Source organism: Taklimakanibacter albus (assembly GCF_016595235.1).
Taxonomy (GTDB): domain Bacteria; phylum Pseudomonadota; class Alphaproteobacteria; order Rhizobiales; family Aestuariivirgaceae; genus Taklimakanibacter; species Taklimakanibacter albus.
This window is the reverse complement of record NZ_JAENHL010000007.1, coordinates 1,818,911-1,834,617: the sequence shown is the minus strand read 5'-3', so window position 1 is coordinate 1,834,617 and position 15,707 is coordinate 1,818,911. Positions and strand designations below refer to the sequence as shown.

19 protein-coding genes are annotated in these 15,707 nt (G+C 62.3%); 16 read left to right on the top strand and 3 right to left on the bottom strand.

Going from position 1 to position 15,707, the window contains the following annotated elements; genetic code table 11:
* Nucleotide 1: 1 nt before the first annotated feature.
* The 7 genes from JHL16_RS20205 to JHL16_RS20175 all read left to right on the top strand — a co-directional run bounded on the left by JHL16_RS20205 (nt 2) and on the right by JHL16_RS20175 (nt 6,516).
* The gene (locus tag JHL16_RS20205) at nt 2-796 is read left to right on the top strand and encodes an ABC transporter permease (protein WP_348647261.1); all 795 of its coding nucleotides are present in this window, start codon (nt 2-4) and stop codon (nt 794-796) included.
* Between the two features lie 8 nt (nt 797-804).
* Nucleotides 805-1,854, top strand: a complete 1,050-nt coding sequence (locus JHL16_RS20200; RefSeq protein ID WP_200186636.1) for an ABC transporter substrate-binding protein — start codon at nt 805-807, stop codon at nt 1,852-1,854.
* A gap of 74 nt (nt 1,855-1,928) precedes the next feature.
* On the top strand, nt 1,929-2,600 hold the full coding sequence (locus JHL16_RS20195) for a GntR family transcriptional regulator (protein ID WP_246771102.1): 672 nt from the start codon (nt 1,929-1,931) through the stop codon (nt 2,598-2,600).
* Nucleotides 2,597-3,142: a cysteine dioxygenase gene (locus JHL16_RS20190; protein WP_200186634.1), complete on the top strand. Its 546-nt coding sequence runs from the start codon at nt 2,597-2,599 to the stop codon at nt 3,140-3,142. Before JHL16_RS20195 ends, JHL16_RS20190 begins: the two co-directional genes overlap by 4 nt.
* A complete protein-coding gene (locus tag JHL16_RS20185) occupies nt 3,120-4,370 on the top strand; it encodes an aminotransferase class V-fold PLP-dependent enzyme (RefSeq protein ID WP_200186633.1) in 1,251 nt (416 codons plus the stop codon). Before JHL16_RS20190 ends, JHL16_RS20185 begins: the two co-directional genes overlap by 23 nt.
* Entirely contained in the window at nt 4,367-5,515 is a 1,149-nt protein-coding gene (gene metC / locus JHL16_RS20180; RefSeq protein WP_200186632.1) for a cystathionine beta-lyase, read from the top strand. The genes JHL16_RS20185 and metC overlap by 4 nt, the downstream gene beginning before the upstream one ends.
* 32 nt (nt 5,516-5,547) lie before the next feature.
* On the top strand, nt 5,548-6,516 hold the full coding sequence (locus tag JHL16_RS20175) for a succinylglutamate desuccinylase/aspartoacylase family protein (RefSeq protein ID WP_200186631.1): 969 nt from the start codon (nt 5,548-5,550) through the stop codon (nt 6,514-6,516).
* Here JHL16_RS20175 and JHL16_RS20170 read toward each other — a convergent pair whose 3' ends face one another.
* Nucleotides 6,517-7,191, bottom strand: a complete 675-nt coding sequence (locus JHL16_RS20170) for a TetR/AcrR family transcriptional regulator (RefSeq protein ID WP_200186630.1) — start codon at nt 7,189-7,191, stop codon at nt 6,517-6,519.
* A gap of 67 nt (nt 7,192-7,258) precedes the next feature.
* Here JHL16_RS20170 and JHL16_RS20165 point away from each other — a divergent pair, with 67 nt between their 5' ends.
* From JHL16_RS20165 to JHL16_RS20140, 6 genes are all read left to right on the top strand, one after another.
* Nucleotides 7,259-8,563 carry a phenylacetate--CoA ligase family protein gene (locus tag JHL16_RS20165; RefSeq protein WP_200186629.1) on the top strand — a complete coding sequence of 435 codons (1,305 nt, stop codon included), beginning with the start codon at nt 7,259-7,261 and terminating at the stop codon, nt 8,561-8,563.
* A complete protein-coding gene (locus JHL16_RS20160) occupies nt 8,560-9,315 on the top strand; it encodes an enoyl-CoA hydratase/isomerase family protein (RefSeq protein ID WP_200186628.1) in 756 nt (251 codons plus the stop codon). Before JHL16_RS20165 ends, JHL16_RS20160 begins: the two co-directional genes overlap by 4 nt.
* A 33-nt stretch (nt 9,316-9,348) precedes the next feature.
* Nucleotides 9,349-10,080: a hypothetical protein gene (locus JHL16_RS20155; protein ID WP_200186627.1), complete on the top strand. Its 732-nt coding sequence runs from the start codon at nt 9,349-9,351 to the stop codon at nt 10,078-10,080.
* 80 nt (nt 10,081-10,160) lie between these two features.
* Nucleotides 10,161-10,973 (top strand): methyltransferase domain-containing protein, encoded by an 813-nt coding sequence (locus tag JHL16_RS20150; RefSeq protein ID WP_200186626.1) that lies wholly within the window; start codon nt 10,161-10,163, stop codon nt 10,971-10,973.
* A 78-nt stretch (nt 10,974-11,051) separates the two neighbouring features.
* Nucleotides 11,052-11,402 carry a GFA family protein gene (locus tag JHL16_RS20145; protein WP_200186625.1) on the top strand — a complete coding sequence of 117 codons (351 nt, stop codon included), beginning with the start codon at nt 11,052-11,054 and terminating at the stop codon, nt 11,400-11,402.
* A 35-nt stretch (nt 11,403-11,437) separates the two neighbouring features.
* Nucleotides 11,438-11,797: a DUF302 domain-containing protein gene (locus JHL16_RS20140; RefSeq protein ID WP_348647239.1), complete on the top strand. Its 360-nt coding sequence runs from the start codon at nt 11,438-11,440 to the stop codon at nt 11,795-11,797.
* A 7-nt stretch (nt 11,798-11,804) separates the two neighbouring features.
* On the opposite strand, the gene JHL16_RS20135 is transcribed toward JHL16_RS20140, so the two are convergent.
* Nucleotides 11,805-12,296, bottom strand: coding sequence for a GNAT family N-acetyltransferase (locus tag JHL16_RS20135; protein WP_200186623.1), 492 nt, complete (start codon nt 12,294-12,296; stop codon nt 11,805-11,807).
* Nucleotides 12,293-12,919 (bottom strand): TetR family transcriptional regulator C-terminal domain-containing protein, encoded by a 627-nt coding sequence (locus tag JHL16_RS20130; RefSeq protein ID WP_200186622.1) that lies wholly within the window; start codon nt 12,917-12,919, stop codon nt 12,293-12,295. The genes JHL16_RS20135 and JHL16_RS20130 overlap by 4 nt, the downstream gene beginning before the upstream one ends.
* A gap of 93 nt (nt 12,920-13,012) precedes the next feature.
* Between JHL16_RS20130 and JHL16_RS20125 the strand changes: the two genes are divergently transcribed.
* The 3 genes from JHL16_RS20125 to JHL16_RS20115 are packed head-to-tail and all read left to right on the top strand — an operon-like array spanning nt 13,013 to nt 15,684.
* Nucleotides 13,013-13,798: an ABC transporter ATP-binding protein gene (locus JHL16_RS20125; RefSeq protein WP_200186621.1), complete on the top strand. Its 786-nt coding sequence runs from the start codon at nt 13,013-13,015 to the stop codon at nt 13,796-13,798.
* Nucleotides 13,799-13,807: 9 nt separating this feature from the next.
* A complete protein-coding gene (locus JHL16_RS20120; protein WP_200186620.1) occupies nt 13,808-14,716 on the top strand; it encodes an ABC transporter permease in 909 nt (302 codons plus the stop codon).
* The gene (locus JHL16_RS20115) at nt 14,713-15,684 is read left to right on the top strand and encodes an ABC transporter permease (protein ID WP_246770986.1); all 972 of its coding nucleotides are present in this window, start codon (nt 14,713-14,715) and stop codon (nt 15,682-15,684) included. The genes JHL16_RS20120 and JHL16_RS20115 overlap by 4 nt, the downstream gene beginning before the upstream one ends.
* Nucleotides 15,685-15,707 lie beyond the last annotated feature (23 nt).

Genomic DNA, 15,707 nt, shown 5'->3' with positions numbered 1-15,707 from the left:
AGTGTCCCGTCTCGTCCAATGCATCGCCTGGGCCGTATTGGCATTCCTGGTCCTGCCCAGCCTTCTCATTGCCTTCATGTCATTTGGGACCGACCCGTATCTGCGCTTCCCGCCGCGCGGCTTCACCTTCGACTGGTATCGGCTCTATTTCTCCGACGCCGACTGGCAATCGGCGACGCTGTTCAGCCTGAAGATCGCCATCGTGGCTGCCGTAATCGCCGCGGCCATCAGCCTCAGCACGGCGTTCGGTCTCGAAAGAGTGAGCAATCCACGGCTCAAGGAATCACTCCGCCTGGTGCTGCTTTCACCGACCGTCGTCCCCGGCATCGTCAGTGCGCTCGCTTTCTACAAGCTGTTTTCCGCGGTCGGCCTGACGGGAACGTTTCTGGGCTTCGTGGTCGCTCATACGATTCTGGCCACGCCCTTCGCCTATCTGTGCATCAGCTCGCAGCTCCATGCCTATGACAGAACTCTCGAAACCGCCGCGCGCGGCCTTGGCGCAACCAGGCTGCAGACCTTCATCCATGTGACGCTGCCATTGCTTTCGCCGTCAATCGTCATCGGCGCGATCTTCTCATTCCTCGTGTCCTTCGATGAGGCCGTCGTCTCTTTCTTCATATCCGACACGCAGGGCAAGACGTTGCCGCGGAAGATGTTCGAGGACATCGATTTCAGCGTCTCACCGGTGCTCGCGGCGGTGGCGACGACGATAACCGTCGGAACCATTCTGCTCCTGGCGGTCATCACCATCTTGCAGAATCGAATGAAGCGTATCCCATCGCAACAGAAGGAATAGAGGGTAACATGCGCATCTGGAAAAGTGTCTATGGCCTGCTGGCAGCTGCCGCGCTGCTCACCGGCCCCATCGAGTCCCGCGCCGAGGAGCTCGTCGTGGTTACGCCGGGCGGCATCTTCGAAAAGGCGCTCAAGGAGAATTTCTTCGAGCCCTTCACCAAAGAGACCGGCATCAAGGTCATCGCGATATCGTCCGGCTCCAACGAGCAGTGGGCGAAGCTGAAGGCGATGCAGGAGGCCGGCAAGGTCGAATGGGATATCGTCAATTCGAGCCCGGACGAATCGATCAAATTCGCGGACATGCTTATGAAGATCGACTGCGCAAAGCTGCCCAATATCGAGAAACACGGCTTGCCGGGCACCTGCTCGGAGAATGGCATCGTCCAGATCTCCGGCGCCGGCGTGATGGCCTGGAACACCGAGAAGTATCCGAAGGATCACCAGCCGAAAGACTGGGCGGACTTCTTCAATGTGAAGGAGTTTCCGGGCAGCCGGGCTCTGATGGATAATGGCGCCGAAAGCTGGATGATGATGCTGGCGCTGATGGCGGATGGTGTTCCGGTCGACAAGCTGTTTCCATTGGATGTCGAGCGGGCCGCCAAGAAACTGGAGGAGCTCAAGCCCAATATCGTCTCCTGGTGGAAGACCGGCGATCAGAGCCAGAATCTGATGCGTTCCGGTGAAGCCGACATGTCCATCATGTGGTCGGGGCGCGCCGTCGCGTTGATGAAGGAGGGGGCGCCCGTCTCGTTCACCTTCAATCAGGCCATCCGGGATCCGGGTATCTGGTCGATCGCAAAAAATGCGCCGAACAAGGAGGCCGCCATGAAGTTCTTCGACTTCTTCATCCTCAACCCGTCGGCTCATCTGGCCTTCAGCAAGGCGGTTGTCTATGACACGCCGAACAAGGAGGCTGCGGCGCAGGTGCCGGAGGCGGACCGTCCGTTCCGTGCGTCGACGCCGGAGAACTGGGCGCGGCAAGCGGTTCCCGACTGGGCGTGGATCGCCGCGCATCAGGACGAATTGCAGAAGCGCTTCATGGATGTAATCAGCAAGTAAGATCATTCCGGAGGAGCAGGCTTGCTTCTCCGGAATCTTCCCCCCGGCCCGTTCGACACAGGAGATCGCTGGTGATGACAATCGACAAGCCCCATCTGGGCGAGAATGCGCTGCAACTGATCCGGCAGGACATCATCACCTGCTCATTGTTGCCCGGCAGCCAGATCAGCGAGGCGCAACTGGCCAGCCGCTACGGGATCGGCAAGGCGCCCGTCCGCTATGCGCTGGCGCAATTGAATCAGAGCGGCCTGATCAAGGCCCTGCCACGACGTGGCTATCTCATCACGAATATCAGTCTTGGCGATGTCGTGCAGCTCTATGATCTGCGCGCCATCATCGAACCGGCCACCGCACGCCTGGCGGCTGGCCGCATCGACACGGCCTACCTGCAGCGACTCGATCAGATCTATGCCGATGAGACCGCCGATGAGGAGGCGCTGATTGCGGCCAACCGTGAAATCCACGCCGCCATCGCGGTCGCAACCGGCAACAAATATCTGGAGGAGATCACCATCACCATGCTGGACCGGATGGAGCGCATCCTGCGCTACGCCTGGTTCGAAAGGCGGCGCACCGGCCGCACCTTCCAGGGGCATCGCGATCTCATCGAAGCCATTGGCGGGAACGAGCCGGAACGGGCGGTGGAGCTTGCCGCCGCGCATGTCGAGGAAGGCCGCAGGGTGGTGCTCGGCGGCCTCACCCAAGGCGACGCGAACAAGGATATCAAATTGACGAGGATAATATGAGCAATATCGACAGTCTCGCGCAGAAGCTCACACAGCTGCGGGATGAGAAAATGGATTCTTTCGGCTGGAGCGAAGGCTCGCTCGCAGCCATCGGTCGCGAGATCGCGTCGTTCCTGGAGCCGGGAAGCCTGCTTGCCGACGACAGGATCGAGCCGGATCCGAATGAACGGCGAAAGATTCCGCTGTGGAGTGCCGAAGACGGCAGCTTCACCATTCTGGCGACGATCTGGGCGCCGAAACAAAACACGCCCATCCATGACCACGAATATTGGGATGTGTCGGGGATGATCGCCGGCGTGCTGCTCGAGACGCATTACGAAGCGGACCCGGCGATTGGCGACGTCGCTATCCCCAGACGCAGCGTCTATCATCATCCGGGGGATGTCTGGTCGGTAAGCCCGCAGCGTCCCAATATCCATACCTTGGTCAATCCCACATCCGAGATCGCCGTCGCTCTCAATGTGCACGGCACTGGCGCCACGAATTTTGAGCGCAATACATCCAGGGTTTTCCGTTTGGATGGCCGCTTCGACCATGACTAGTTCGCAGCCCTTGGCGGATCAGGGCGCCACGGCTCCGGGAGTCGTCGGCGCCACCGCTTTGCAGCATGCTAGGCGGGAGTTCGCTGGCGCACCTCTCTATGCCGATTGCGCTTCCCAAGGCCTGCTCTCGATTGCCGCCTTGGAAGCCGCGGTTGTCGAGATGGAGTATCAAACGAAGGGCGAGCAGAGACATGCCGCCCGCGCCGAGATTTTCCAGAATGTCCGCTCGTTGTTTGCACAGCTCATCGGTGCCGAAGCGGACGAGATCGCCATTACCCGGAATGTCTCGGAAGGCCTCAACGCAATCCTGCATGGATTCCCTTGGGCGCAAGGCGACAATGTGATCGTCTGTCCGGGCATCGAGCACCAGGCGGCACTGGCCTGCGTCCTCGGCCTCAGGAGCAGGGGCATCGAGATCAGATCGGCGGTCGCTGCCGATGGCGTCCGTCTGGATTTCACGGCGCTGGAGCTGCTCGTCGATACGTCGACCCGCATGATCGTCGTCTCTCATGTCAGCTTCCTGCCGGGCCTGTGCTGCAATCTGGAGGATCTGAGCCTGCGCTGCCGGGAGCGCGGGATATTCCTGCTCGTCGATGCCGCGCAGAGCGCTGGTCTCCTGGAAATCGACGTCCGGAAGTCGCCGGTCGGGGCTCTCTGCGCACCCTCCGGCAAGGGCCTGCTCGGCCTTCCTGGTTGCGGCTTTCTCTATTGTTCGCAGCAATGGTCCGAGCGCATCCGGCCGATCTACATATCGTCCACCGGACTCGCCAATCAGTTGTTGCATGTTCAGACATTGGCGGATGGCGTCACCTTCGCTGCGGGATCAGCACGCTTTCATCTCGGGACACCGAACTGGGTATCGCTGGCGTCTTTACAGGTGGCGTTGACGCAATTGATCGCGGTCGGGCCCCGGATCATCGAAATGCACGTCATTGGTCTGGCGCGTGCGCTTTCAAAGGCGTTCCAGACACTTGGCTATTCCGTTCGCGCAGGGACACCCGGTGAGGCCCGGTCACATATCGTGTCCCTCGGCATGAGGTCGGACATCGCGGACAATCAGCTGGTCGACGAAAAACTGTCGTCGCTCGCTTTGGCGCTGAAGCGCGGCGGCGTGCGCTTCTCCGTCAGGCGCGGCATGATCCGCTTTTCTTTCCATCTCTACAATGATCTGAGCGATGTCCAATCGATCATGGACATCAGCTCGCGCGGGATCACCGCAGGGAAATGAAAGCGTCCACGCAAGTCGTGCGGGCCGGCCGGGCCGATGCCGCGCACAATATCGTCAATCCACCAATCTATCGCGCCTCGACGGTGTTATTCGAGAATTATGCGCAGATCTTCGAGATCAGGCAGAGCAAGGAACGCCGTCTCTATTATGGAAGAAACGGCACGCCGACGACCTGGTGTCTCGCCGATGCCATCGCCGAACTCGAAGGCGGTGCGGGCTGCGCGCTGTTTCCTTCCGGGCTCGCGGCGATCGCGACATCCATCCTGGCCTTTGTGCGTCCCGGCGATTCAATCCTCGTAGCCGACAGCGTGTATGGGGCGACCCGGATCTTCTGTGACAGCCATCTCCCCAAGATCCAGGTGAAGACGATCTATTATCCGCCCGCCGTGGCGAATATCGAAAACTACTTCGACGACACCACCCGACTGATCTTCGTCGAGTCCCCGGGATCGCAGACTTTCGAGATGCAGGACCTTCCCGCCATTGCGAAGGCCGCCCGGGCGCGCGGCATCAAGATCCTGGCCGACAATACTTGGGCTTCGCCTGTTTTCTTCCGGCCACTGGACTTTGGCGCCGATGTATCGATCCAGGCGGCAACGAAATATGTCGTCGGGCATTCCGACGCGCTCGCGGGCTCAGTGGCGGCTTCGAAAGACGCATGGCCCGCGATCGAGGCGGCGGCGCGTCATCTCGGCCAATGTATCGGTCCTGATGAAGCCTATCTCGCGCAGCGCGGCCTGCGGACCTTGGCCGTGCGGTTGTCGCGCCATCAGGAGTCGGCGATGGCGGTCGCCCGGTGGCTCGAGAAACATCCGCTGGTCACCAGAGTGCTCTATCCGCCCCTGGAGAGCTCGCCGGGTCATGAGATCTGGGTGCGCGATTTCGCCGGCGCCTCCGGCCTGTTCTCGATCGTCCTGGATGAAAAATACAAAGCGCGGATCGCGCTGCTCTACGATTCGCTGAAGCTGTTCGGCATCGGCGCGTCCTGGGGTGGGTATGAAAGCCTGATCTATCCGGCCGACCCCGTCAGGACGGCGGAGCCCTGGCCGGCGAGAGGCAGTGTCGTGCGGCTTCACATAGGCCTGGAAAATCCACGCGATCTCATTGACGATCTCGAAAACGCCTTGAGCCTGATGCGGGCCTGACAGGCGTGAAAATCCGAAGGAGAGAGACTTCCATGCAGATATGCTGGAACGAAGCGATGAACGAGCCGGGATTACGACACGGCCATGTCACTTTCGCCAATCCCGGTCTGTCCGGATATCGCTGGCCCTTGCTCGAGGTCGTCGGTCAATTGCCGGGGCCCCGGCTCTGTGTCATGGCCGGCGTTCATGTCAATGAGGCGTCGAGCGTCGAGGCTGCCTATCAGATCGCCGCCATCGTCAAGGCGAAGGAGCTGCGTGGTCGCGTCTCCATTCTCCCCGTGGTCAATATCGCCGGAGCCTTCGAGCATCAGGCCGCGAGTCCGGTTGATGGAAAGAACATGCACTGGCTCTATCCCGGAAATGCCGAAGGCACGTTTTCCGATGCGCTGGCGCACGCGCTGGTGAGCGAGTGGGCGGAGGGCGCCGATGCCGTGGTCGACATGCATGGCGGAGATACCGGCGAAGACCTCATCCAATATGTGGTCTATCAGGAAACCCGCGACGGCGGCCTCTCCTCGCGCAACGAGGAGCTCGCCAGGTGTTTTCACCCGGACGTGATGTTTCGGATACCGGCCGATTGGCTTTCGCGTCCTGGCCGTTCCTGCACGGCGCTGGCGAACAGGAGTATCCCCGCGGTCGTATCGGAAGCTGGAAGGTTTCCGATGCTGAATGCGGAGGATGTCGCCTTTCACGTGACCGGCGTCCTCAATATCGCCCGCCATCTCGGAATGATCGATGGCGCACAAGGAGTGGCGCCGTCGGAGTCGATCGTCTTGCAGGATTACCGGTTCCTGGTCGCGCCGGCTTCAGGGCTATTCTATCCGCTCGTCAAAAGTGGGGATCGCGTTTGCGCTGGCCGGCCATTGGCGCGGATGAAGGATCTCTTCGGACAAGATCAGTGTGATCTTTTGGCGCCCGCTTCCGGCGTCATCATGTGGATCGGTACGCATCTGCTGGTCAAGGAAGGCGAATGGGTTGCGGGCTTCGGCGTGTGTGCCTGACTATCCCTTCCCGCCATAGGCACCAAAGCACCACAGGTCGGTGAGGATCCCGGCGATCCTTTCTTCGTCATTGGCCAGATGCGCCAGCGCCGGCTCGCGGCGGAGATAGATCTGCGCCAGGAACTCGTCGATCATGCCGCCCAGCGCATAGGCCGCGGGGAGGTGCTCCTCACTTGGCCGGCCGTCCTCACGATCCCTGGCGATGGCGCCGGCGACGCGGCCATACCAGTCGCGGTTGAGCCGGCGATAGGCGCGGGCAAAGGCGGTTTCCTCGGCCGCGAGACCGATCAGGCAGCGCATCAGCCCGGCATTGCGGCGGAACAGGCGGGCGAAGACGAGTGTCGCCGCCTTCACCCGCTCGCGCGAATCCGTCTCGGTGCCGGTCCGTGCCGCAACGAGATGCATCTGCACGAAGTGCGAGAATTCCTCGATCAGGGTTTCGACCGCTGCCGGCATGTCGGGGAAATAACGGTAAAAGGTGCCATGGGCGAGGCCGGCCGTCCTCGTCACCTCGGCCACCTTGAGATCGTGCCGGGTGAGACCCGAGCCCAGCTCGCGGGCCAGAGCGGCAAGGAGGCGGGCGCGGGTGCGGTCGGTCTTGCGCGCCGCGCCGTCCCGGGCCACGGCCAGCAGGGTGGCGGCGAAAATCAGGGGGTCGGGGGCCTCATTGTCCATTGGGACAGATTGACATGATTCACCTTTAATGGAAATGATATCAGAATCATTTTAATGGATAAATGACATGCTGATCGAGCGGGCGGATTATGCCGATCTCATCGAGCTGGCCGCCCACCGGCAGCGCCTGTGGGAGGGCCAGTCCGCCTATGTCCAGGCGTTGTCGGCGCTGCATCGGCGCGCCTGGGGCGGGAAACGGCCACCAGCGCGCCTCGCCGGCCTTGCCGAGCTGCCCCTCATCGACAAGGAGATGCTGCGCCGGAGCCAGCGCGATACCCCGCCTTTCGGCGATTATCTGGCGGCGCCTGAAACGGCGGTCGCCCGCATCCACCGGACCTCCGGCACCACCGGCACGGCGATGAATCTGGCGCTCTCGGCCCGGGACGCCCATGAGACGGCGGTGATCGGCGGGCGCGCCCAGGCGGCGGCCGGCCTCGGCCCCGGCCACCGGGTCGTCCACTGCCTCAATTACCGCCTGTGGATGGGCGGCTTCACCGACCATGCGACCCTCGAGGCGACGGGCGCCACCGTGGTGCCCTTCGGCGTCGGCGACACCCAGCTCCTGGTGCGCACGATCAAGGAGCTCGGCATCACCGCGATCTCCTGCACGCCCTCCTATCCGGCGGTATTGGAGCAGGTCATCGCCGAGCACTATCCGGAGCTGAAGCCCCGCGATCTCGGCCTCAGGCTGGGGCTGTTCGGCGGCGAGGCCGGGCTCGACGACCCGGAATTCCGGCAGCGGCTCGAAACCGTCTGGGGTTTTTCGGTGCGTAATTCCAATTATGGCGTGACCGACGTCTTCTGCAATTTCGCCGGCCAGAGCGAGGTCGACAACGACCTGCATTTCATGGCGCTCGATGTCCTGCAACCGGAACTGATCGATCCGGCCACGGGCGCGGTGCTTGCCTGGCAGGAGGGCCAGCGCGGCGAGCTGGTGCTGACTCATCTGAGCCGGCAATGCCAGCCGCTGGTGCGCTTCCGCACCGGCGACATCATCCTTCTCACCGGCACCGGCAAAGCGCGCTGCGGCCGCACCGCGCCGCGCTTCCGTGTCGTCGGGCGCTCTGACGACATGGTGGTGGTGCGCGGCATCAATGCCTTCCCGACCCAGGTGGCGGCGGTCCTCCATCAGTTTCCGTCGCTGTCGGGCGAATACCGGATCGTGCTCGAGGGAAGCGGACCTTACGACCTGCTGCCGGTCGAGGCCGAGCTTGCACTGGGTGCGGCGCAGACCGAAGGGCTGGTGGCCGAAATCGAGCGGCGCATCAAGCAGGATATCGGCGTCTCGGCGCGGGTGACGCTCTCTCCCTTCAACAGCCTGCCGCGCAGCGAGGGCAAGACACGCCGGGTCATCAGGAAAGACAGATCATGAGCAAGACGGTTCTCAGCGACTATCTAAGCGAGGGCGTGCAGAAGATCTCGCTCAACCGGCCGCATCGGCTGAATGCCATCGTGCCGGAGCTGCTTGACGATCTCATCGCGGCGCTCGACGCCGCCAATAAGGATGAGCGGGTGGGCGCGATCCTGCTCACCGGCGAGGGCCGCGCCTTTTGCGCCGGTGACGATCTCAAGGAATTCAGCTCGCAAGCCTCGGACGAGACGGGCACCACCGCTTACATCGAGCGTATCCAGGACGTCACCCGCGCCATGGTGCTGGGCAAGCGGCCGGTCGTCGGCGCCATTCATGGCTGGGCAGTGGGTGGCGGCCTCGAATGGGTGATCAATTGCGACTTTGCGCTTGCCGCGCAAGGCACACGCTTCTTCTTTCCCGAGATCGCGCTCGGCGTCTTCGTCACCGGTGGCGTCACCGAGCTCCTGCCGCGCCTCGTCGGTCTGCAGCGGGCGCGCGAAATGATCCTGCTCGGCGAAAAATTCGATGCCGACCAGGCGAAATCCTGGGGGCTTCTACGCGATGTCGTGGCCGATGCGGCGCTGATGCCCGAAGCGACCGGTCTCGCAAAACGTCTGGCGGCCTTGCCGCGCGACCGGGTGAGCGATCTCCGACGCATTTTGGCGCGCCATGATGGGGCGGGGCTCGCGGCGGCGATGCGCGCGGAAACCGCGGCGACGGTCAAAGGCTTTCTCGATCCCGAGACGACGAAACGCGTGGCGCAATTCCGTTGAAGGTGCCGCGACGGTCTGGCAAGGTGCCCAGCCATGCGATCTCCCATCCTCGGCCTCCTCATCGGCATTCTGTTCTCGGCCAGCGTCTCGGCGCAGGAGCTGGTCATCCCCAAGGTGACCTATCCGTCCTTGCCCAAAGAAGGGGCGACGGCCGAGGCTTTCGTGCCGAAAGGCTGGAAGCTCGAGAAGCAGCAGAGTGGCGATCTCAACAAGGACGGACAGGATGATCTCCTGCTTCTCCTGCGCATGGACGATCGCAAGAATATCCTCAAGAATGAAGGGCTCGGGCAGGATCCGTTCGACACCAATCCGCGCATTCTGGCGGTCGCCTTCAGCAACGGCACCGGCAAAGCCTTCACGCTCGCGCTCGAAAATCATACGCTGATCGCCAGGACCGAAGATCCGGTCATGGACGATCCGGTCGGTGAATCGGGCGGTGTCGCGATCGAGCGCGGAACGCTCAAAGTGGACCTGTATTCGTTCGCGAGCGCCGGCTCCTGGAGCACCGGGACCACCACCTTCCGCTTCCGCTCCGGCAAACGCGGCTTCGAGCTCATCGGCTATGACAGCTCCTCGACGCAGCGCAATAGCGGCGAAGTCGAAGTGGTGAGCATCAACTATCTCACCGGCAAGGTCCAGATCAGCACCGGCACGATCTCGGACGACAAGCTCAAGGACAAATGGCGCAAGATCCCTAAGAAGAAGCTTTTGCTTATCGAAGAGATCGGTGACGGGCTCGCATTCGATCCCGGAATCGGGAATTGACCGCAAGCCGCAACCGTCGCAGACTGCCAACATTGCCGTTCTGATCTTTCGCCTCACAATCGAAAAAGCAGGAGCGTGCCGTGACTCAGCCCGATGTCTATCTGCTGGGGCGCGCCGAGGCCGAGGAAATTCGCCTCAAGCGCCAGATCGCCAATCTCGCTCCCGACTCCGACGCGCAATTCGACAAGATCGGCATCAAGCTTGGCGAACGCGTTGTCGATCTGGGTTGCGGACCGGGCGGCGTGCTGCATCTCCTCGGCAAACGCGTGGGACCGCAAGGCTCGGTGCTCGGCCTGGAGCGCAGCGGGCATTTCGTCGAGCAGGCGCGCCGCTTCGTCAATGATCATGGCTTGGCGCATGTGGAAATTCGCGAGGGCGATGCCTATGACACCGGCCTGCCGCGACGTTCTTTCGACGGCGCCCATATGCGCCTCGTTCTCGTCAATGTGCCGGAGCCCGAGCGCATCGTGCGCGAAATGGTGGCGCTGGTGCGCCCGGGCGGTTGGATCGCGAGCTTCGAAGCCGATTATTTTGCTCATATCTGCGATCCGCCGCTGCCCGCCTGGACGCATCTGCTCGATGCCTATACCGCGTATACGCGCACGCAGGGCATCGACATCTTCGTCGGCCGGCGTATTCATCGCCTGTTCCGTGAAGCCGGTGTCGAGGATATCCGAGTCGATGCGATCATGCATGTCTATCCGCCGGGGCATGACCGGCGGCCGATCCTGCGCGATTTCATCACCAATGTGCGCGACAGGCTGATTGGCGGCGGCTTCATCACACTGAGCGAGCTCGAGCGCGACATGGCCGATCTCGAGCGCCATCTGGCGGATCCCGATGTGATGGTGACCTCGCATATGTTCTTCAGGCTCATCGCGCGTGTGCCGTAAAAATGGATCCCGACTTTCGCCGGGATGACGGATGAGCTAGCCTCATGTGGACGGCTGCCTTTTTCTGGGGAGAGAAACATGCGCTATAAGGGAAGCTGTCATTGCGGCAAGGTCACGTTCACCGTCGAAGGTGATCTCTCCGGCGGCGCCGTCGATTGCAATTGCTCGATCTGCGCGCGCAAAGGCGCGCTCCTCATCGCGGTGCCGCGCAACAAGCTGCAGCTGCTCTCGCCCGAGACCGACCTGCAGAAATACACCTTCAACAAACATGCGATCGCGCATCGCTTCTGCCGTACCTGCGGCATGCATCCGTTCGCCGAGGACACCGCCGACAAAACTGAGCGCATGGCCTATGTGAATATCCGCTGCCTGCAGGGCGTCGATCTCGCCCAGGTGGCGGTGATGAACTTCGACGGGCGCGCGATGTGATGCAGGATCTCATCGGTGTTGCGTGCGAAGGATCGGTGCCTGACATCGCGGACAGATTGGTGAAGCTCATCGAAGCGAATGGGCTCAAGGTCTTCCTGCGCCTCGATCACGCGGCCAATGCGAAAGGCATCGGCATGAATCTGCGGCCGACGATACTCCTGATCTTCGGCCATCCGAAAGGCGGCACGCCGCTGATGCAGGACCAGCAGACAACGGGTCTTGACCTGCCATTCAAGCTGCTCGTCTGGGAAGACGCGCAGTCACAAGCGTGGGTGACTTATGCCGATCCGGAAGAACTCATCGCGCGGCACGGGTTGAGTCCGGCCAGCACCGCGACGGTCGACGCGATCAAGTCAGGTGTCGCCAGGATGGTGAAGGCGGTCTCGAAAGCCTGAGTGGTGCTCAACTCAGGTCGTAGCGCCAGTCGTTGCAGCGCATGATTTGGCCGGGCGGGAACTCGAAATCATATTCGCCTAAAAGCACGAAGCCGGCGCGGCGGCAGATGGCGTTGGAGGCGGGATTCAGGGGTGATGGGAAAGCGTGCAGGTGGCGATGGCGCGCTTCGGGCTTCAGCCGCGCAATCAGCACCGCCGTCGCCTTGCCGGCGATGCCGAGGCCCTGGAATTGCGGCATCACCGCCCAGCCGGTTTCATAGACGGTGGCGCCCTGCCAATCCTTTTCCCAATAACCGATCGAGCCCGCGGGCCTGCCGTCATGGTCGATGCAGAACATGCGCGTCTCGCCCGGCACGGCATGTTCGGCATAGTCGCGATTACGCTGCAAAAGGCGCTCAGGCGTCTCGGGGCCGCCCAGATATTTCTTCTCCTCGGGCGTATTGCAGGCTTCGAGAACCGGAAGATCGGCTTCCATCCAGGGACGCAAGGTTAACGTCATCTGGGCCGCAGGCCGTCCTGAATGAGCCGGATGATGGTCGTCTCGGCATTGGGGAAGTGGTCGCTCGACTCACCCAGCACGGCGCGGATCTGGATGTCGAAATCGGCATAATGCTGGGTCATCGCCCAGATGGTGAAGATCAGATGATACGGATCGATCGCGGCGATCTGGCCCTTGGCGATCCAGGCGCGGATGATCTGGGCGGTGTCGTCCACGAGCGCCTTCATGGGACCTGACAGGAAGTCGCCGATGATGGGCGCGCCATGCAGCATCTCGTTGGCGAAGAGGCGGGAGGCCTTGGGGTTGTCGCGCGACATGGCCATCTTGGCGCTGACATAACGCGAGATCTCGGCCAGGGGCTCACCCTCGGGATCGAGGCCGCGCAAGGGCGCGAGCCAGTCGGCCAGTGTCTTTTCCAGGACGGCGCGGTAGATGTCGTCCTTGCGGCGGAAATAATAGAGCAGGTTGGGCTTGGACATGCCGGCCCGCTCGGCGATCTGGTCGACCGTGGTGCCGCGATAGCCATAGGCGGAAAACACCTCGAGCGCCGCCCCAAGGATGATATCCTCGTTGATGGCCTGGATGCGGGTCTTGCCCGGGGTCTTTGGCTTGGATTGCGCCATGAGCCGATGGTGTTAATTCTTGATCAAATGGTCAAGACCGCTTAGCATCATTTGCAACGAGTCTCGAACAAAAATGAAGACAGGGGAGGTTGAATGGCGGCAGCGTCCGTAATCGAGGCGCGCGAGCTGAGTCTGACATTCGAAACGGCCGATGGGCCGGTCTATGCCTTGTCGAAAGTCAATCTCACCGTCCAGGACGGCGATTTCGTGTCCTTCATCGGGCCGTCGGGCTGCGGTAAGACCACCTTGCTGAGGGTGATCGCCGATCTCGAGCAGGCGAGCGAGGGCCATATCTCGGTCAATGGCATGAAGCCGGACGAGGCGCGCCGCAAGCGTGCTTACGGCTATGTATTCCAGGCGCCGGCGCTTTATCCGTGGCGCACCATCGAGCGCAATGTGGCGCTGCCTTTGGAGATCATGGGCTTCAGCGCGGCGGAACGCGCCGAGCGCATCGCGCGCAATCTCGATCTCGTCAATCTCAAGGGTTTCGAGAAGAAATTTCCCTGGCAGCTTTCTGGCGGCATGCAGCAGCGCGTCTCGATCGCCCGTGCGCTCGCCGTCGACCCCAAGCTCCTCTTGATGGATGAGCCTTTCGGCGCGCTCGACGAAATCGTACGCGACAAGCTCAATCAGCAGCTGCTTGAATTGTGGGGCCGCACGAAGAAGACGGTGGTCTTCGTCACCCATTCCATACCAGAAGCGGTATTTCTCTCGACCCATATCGTGGTGATGTCGCCCCGGCCGGGGCGCATCATCGATGTCATCGAGACGAAATTTCCGAAAGACCGCACGCTCGATATCCGCGAGACGCCGGAATTCCTGAAAGTGGCGCATCGCGTGCGCGAGGGCCTGAGACAAGGGCACTCCTATGATGATTGAGCTCGCCCCATGACTCTCGCCGCCACCCGATCCAGGCCGTCGCTGGCGGGCGCTTTCGCCCATGGCTCGACGCTGCCGGTCACGATCATCGTCCTGATCGTGATCGTCGTCTGGTATCTGGCGGCGATCCCGATGAACCGGGTGCTGAGCGAGCCCTTGATCGCGGCGGCGGGCGGCGGCCTCGGCAATACGCTGTCGATCTCGTGGTCATTGCCGCGCCCGGTCCTGCCGGCGCCGCATCAGGTGCTGATCGAATTGTGGAACACGGTTTTCATCGTGGCGCCGTGGCGGCCGAAATCACTTCTCTATCACTGCTGGGTCACGCTTTCCTCGACCCTGCTAGGCTTCATTCTCGGCACTCTTCTCGGTGTGGGTCTGGCTATCGCCATCGTGCATGTGAAGGCGCTCAGCCGCAGCCTGATGCCGTGGATCATCGCGTCGCAGACCATTCCCATTCTCGCCATCGCGCCGATGGTCATCGTGGTGCTGGGTTCGATCGGCCTCACCGGCCTGCTGCCCAAATCGCTGATCTCGATGTATCTCTGTTTCTTCCCGGTCACCATCGGCATGGTGAAGGGCCTCGCCTCGCCCGATCCGATGCAACTCGACCTGATGCGGACCTATAATGCCAGCACGGCGCAGGTGCTGTGGAAGCTGCGCTGGCCGGCGGCGCTGCCGTTCCTCTTCGCCTCGCTCAAAGTGGCGATCGCCATCGCACTGGTCGGCGCCATTGTCGGCGAATTGCCGACCGGCGCCCAGGCCGGCATCGGTGCGAGGCTTCTCAACGGCTCCTATTACGGCCAGACGCAGCAGATCTGGGCGGCGCTCGTCGCCGCGGCGGTGATGTCGTCGGGGCTCGTCTGGCTCGTCGGTTTCATCGAGCGCCGGGTGGCACTGGCGATGGGAGGCCGGCCATGATCGCAAGTCTGCGCCGCAATCCGCTCGCGGTGATCGCGCTCATCGCAGTTTCGGCAGTGCTGCTGTGGCTGATGGCGCATCAGGCAGCGCTGAAGCCCGGCGCGACCTTCTGGCTCGGCGTCCTCGTCCTCTGGGCGTTGATCTGGATCGGCAATGATGCGTTGTCGGGGCTTTCGACGGCATCACCCGTGGCGGCGCGGCTGCGCAATCTGGCGGTACCGGCGATCTTCGGCGTGACGCTGCTGTTGCTGTGGCAGCTCGTCGTCAAAGGCTTCGGCATTCCGCTGGTGCTGCTGCCGGCGCCCTCCGACATCTGGGCCAAGCTCATCACCTCGCTGCCGACGCTGAAGGCGGATTTCATCCAGACTTTCCTGCGCGCGGTGCTGCCCGGCTGGATCATCGGCTCGCTTGCCGGCTTCCTGGTGGCGATCCTGTGCGATGCCTGGGGCTTCCTCAAGCGCGGGCTCCTGCCGCTCGGCAATCTGTTCGCGGCGCTGCCGATCGTCGGCGTGGCGCCGATCATGGTCATGTGGTTCGGCTTCGACTGGCAATCCAAAGTCGCCGTCGTCGTCATCATGACCTTCTTCCCGATGCTGGTGAATGCGGTGACGGGCCTCCAGGCGGCTGGCGCCCTGGAGCGCGATCTGATGCGCTCCTATGGCGCCTCCTATCTCGACACGCTTCTGAAGCTCAGGCTTCCCGCCGCGATGCCTTTCATTTTCAACGCGCTCAAGATCAACTCGACTCTGGCCCTGATCGGGGCCATCGTAGCGGAATTCTTCGGAACCCCCATTGTCGGCATGGGCTTTCGCATCTCGACCGAGGTCGGCCGGCTTGGCCTCGATATGGTTTGGGCCGAAATCGCCGTCGCAGCCATCGCCGGTTCGGCCTTTTACGGGGTGATCGCGCTCGTCGAACGCGCGGTGACCTTCTGGCATCCGTCCTACCGGGCCCGCAAAGGCTCGTAGACACACAGGGAGAAAGAGGAGAC

Bases quoted from the DNA above. Each gene is read 5' to 3' on its own strand.
- JHL16_RS20200 (WP_200186636.1), top strand. From the start codon at position 805: ATGCGCATCTGGAAAAGTGTCTATGGCCTGCTGGCAGCTGCCGCGCTG.
- JHL16_RS20195 (WP_246771102.1), top strand. From the start codon at position 1,929: ATGACAATCGACAAGCCCCATCTGGGCGAGAATGCGCTGCAACTGATC.
- JHL16_RS20190 (WP_200186634.1), top strand. From the start codon at position 2,597: ATGAGCAATATCGACAGTCTCGCGCAGAAGCTCACACAGCTGCGGGAT.
- JHL16_RS20185 (WP_200186633.1), top strand. From the start codon at position 3,120: ATGGCCGCTTCGACCATGACTAGTTCGCAGCCCTTGGCGGATCAGGGC.
- metC (WP_200186632.1), top strand. From the start codon at position 4,367: ATGAAAGCGTCCACGCAAGTCGTGCGGGCCGGCCGGGCCGATGCCGCG.
- JHL16_RS20175 (WP_200186631.1), top strand. From the start codon at position 5,548: ATGCAGATATGCTGGAACGAAGCGATGAACGAGCCGGGATTACGACAC.
- JHL16_RS20170 (WP_200186630.1), bottom strand. From the start codon at position 7,191: ATGGACAATGAGGCCCCCGACCCCCTGATTTTCGCCGCCACCCTGCTG.
- JHL16_RS20165 (WP_200186629.1), top strand. From the start codon at position 7,259: ATGCTGATCGAGCGGGCGGATTATGCCGATCTCATCGAGCTGGCCGCC.
- JHL16_RS20160 (WP_200186628.1), top strand. From the start codon at position 8,560: ATGAGCAAGACGGTTCTCAGCGACTATCTAAGCGAGGGCGTGCAGAAG.
- JHL16_RS20155 (WP_200186627.1), top strand. From the start codon at position 9,349: ATGCGATCTCCCATCCTCGGCCTCCTCATCGGCATTCTGTTCTCGGCC.
- JHL16_RS20145 (WP_200186625.1), top strand. From the start codon at position 11,052: ATGCGCTATAAGGGAAGCTGTCATTGCGGCAAGGTCACGTTCACCGTC.
- JHL16_RS20135 (WP_200186623.1), bottom strand. From the start codon at position 12,296: ATGACGTTAACCTTGCGTCCCTGGATGGAAGCCGATCTTCCGGTTCTC.
- JHL16_RS20130 (WP_200186622.1), bottom strand. From the start codon at position 12,919: ATGGCGCAATCCAAGCCAAAGACCCCGGGCAAGACCCGCATCCAGGCC.
- JHL16_RS20125 (WP_200186621.1), top strand. From the start codon at position 13,013: ATGGCGGCAGCGTCCGTAATCGAGGCGCGCGAGCTGAGTCTGACATTC.
- JHL16_RS20120 (WP_200186620.1), top strand. From the start codon at position 13,808: ATGACTCTCGCCGCCACCCGATCCAGGCCGTCGCTGGCGGGCGCTTTC.
- JHL16_RS20115 (WP_246770986.1), top strand. From the start codon at position 14,713: ATGATCGCAAGTCTGCGCCGCAATCCGCTCGCGGTGATCGCGCTCATC.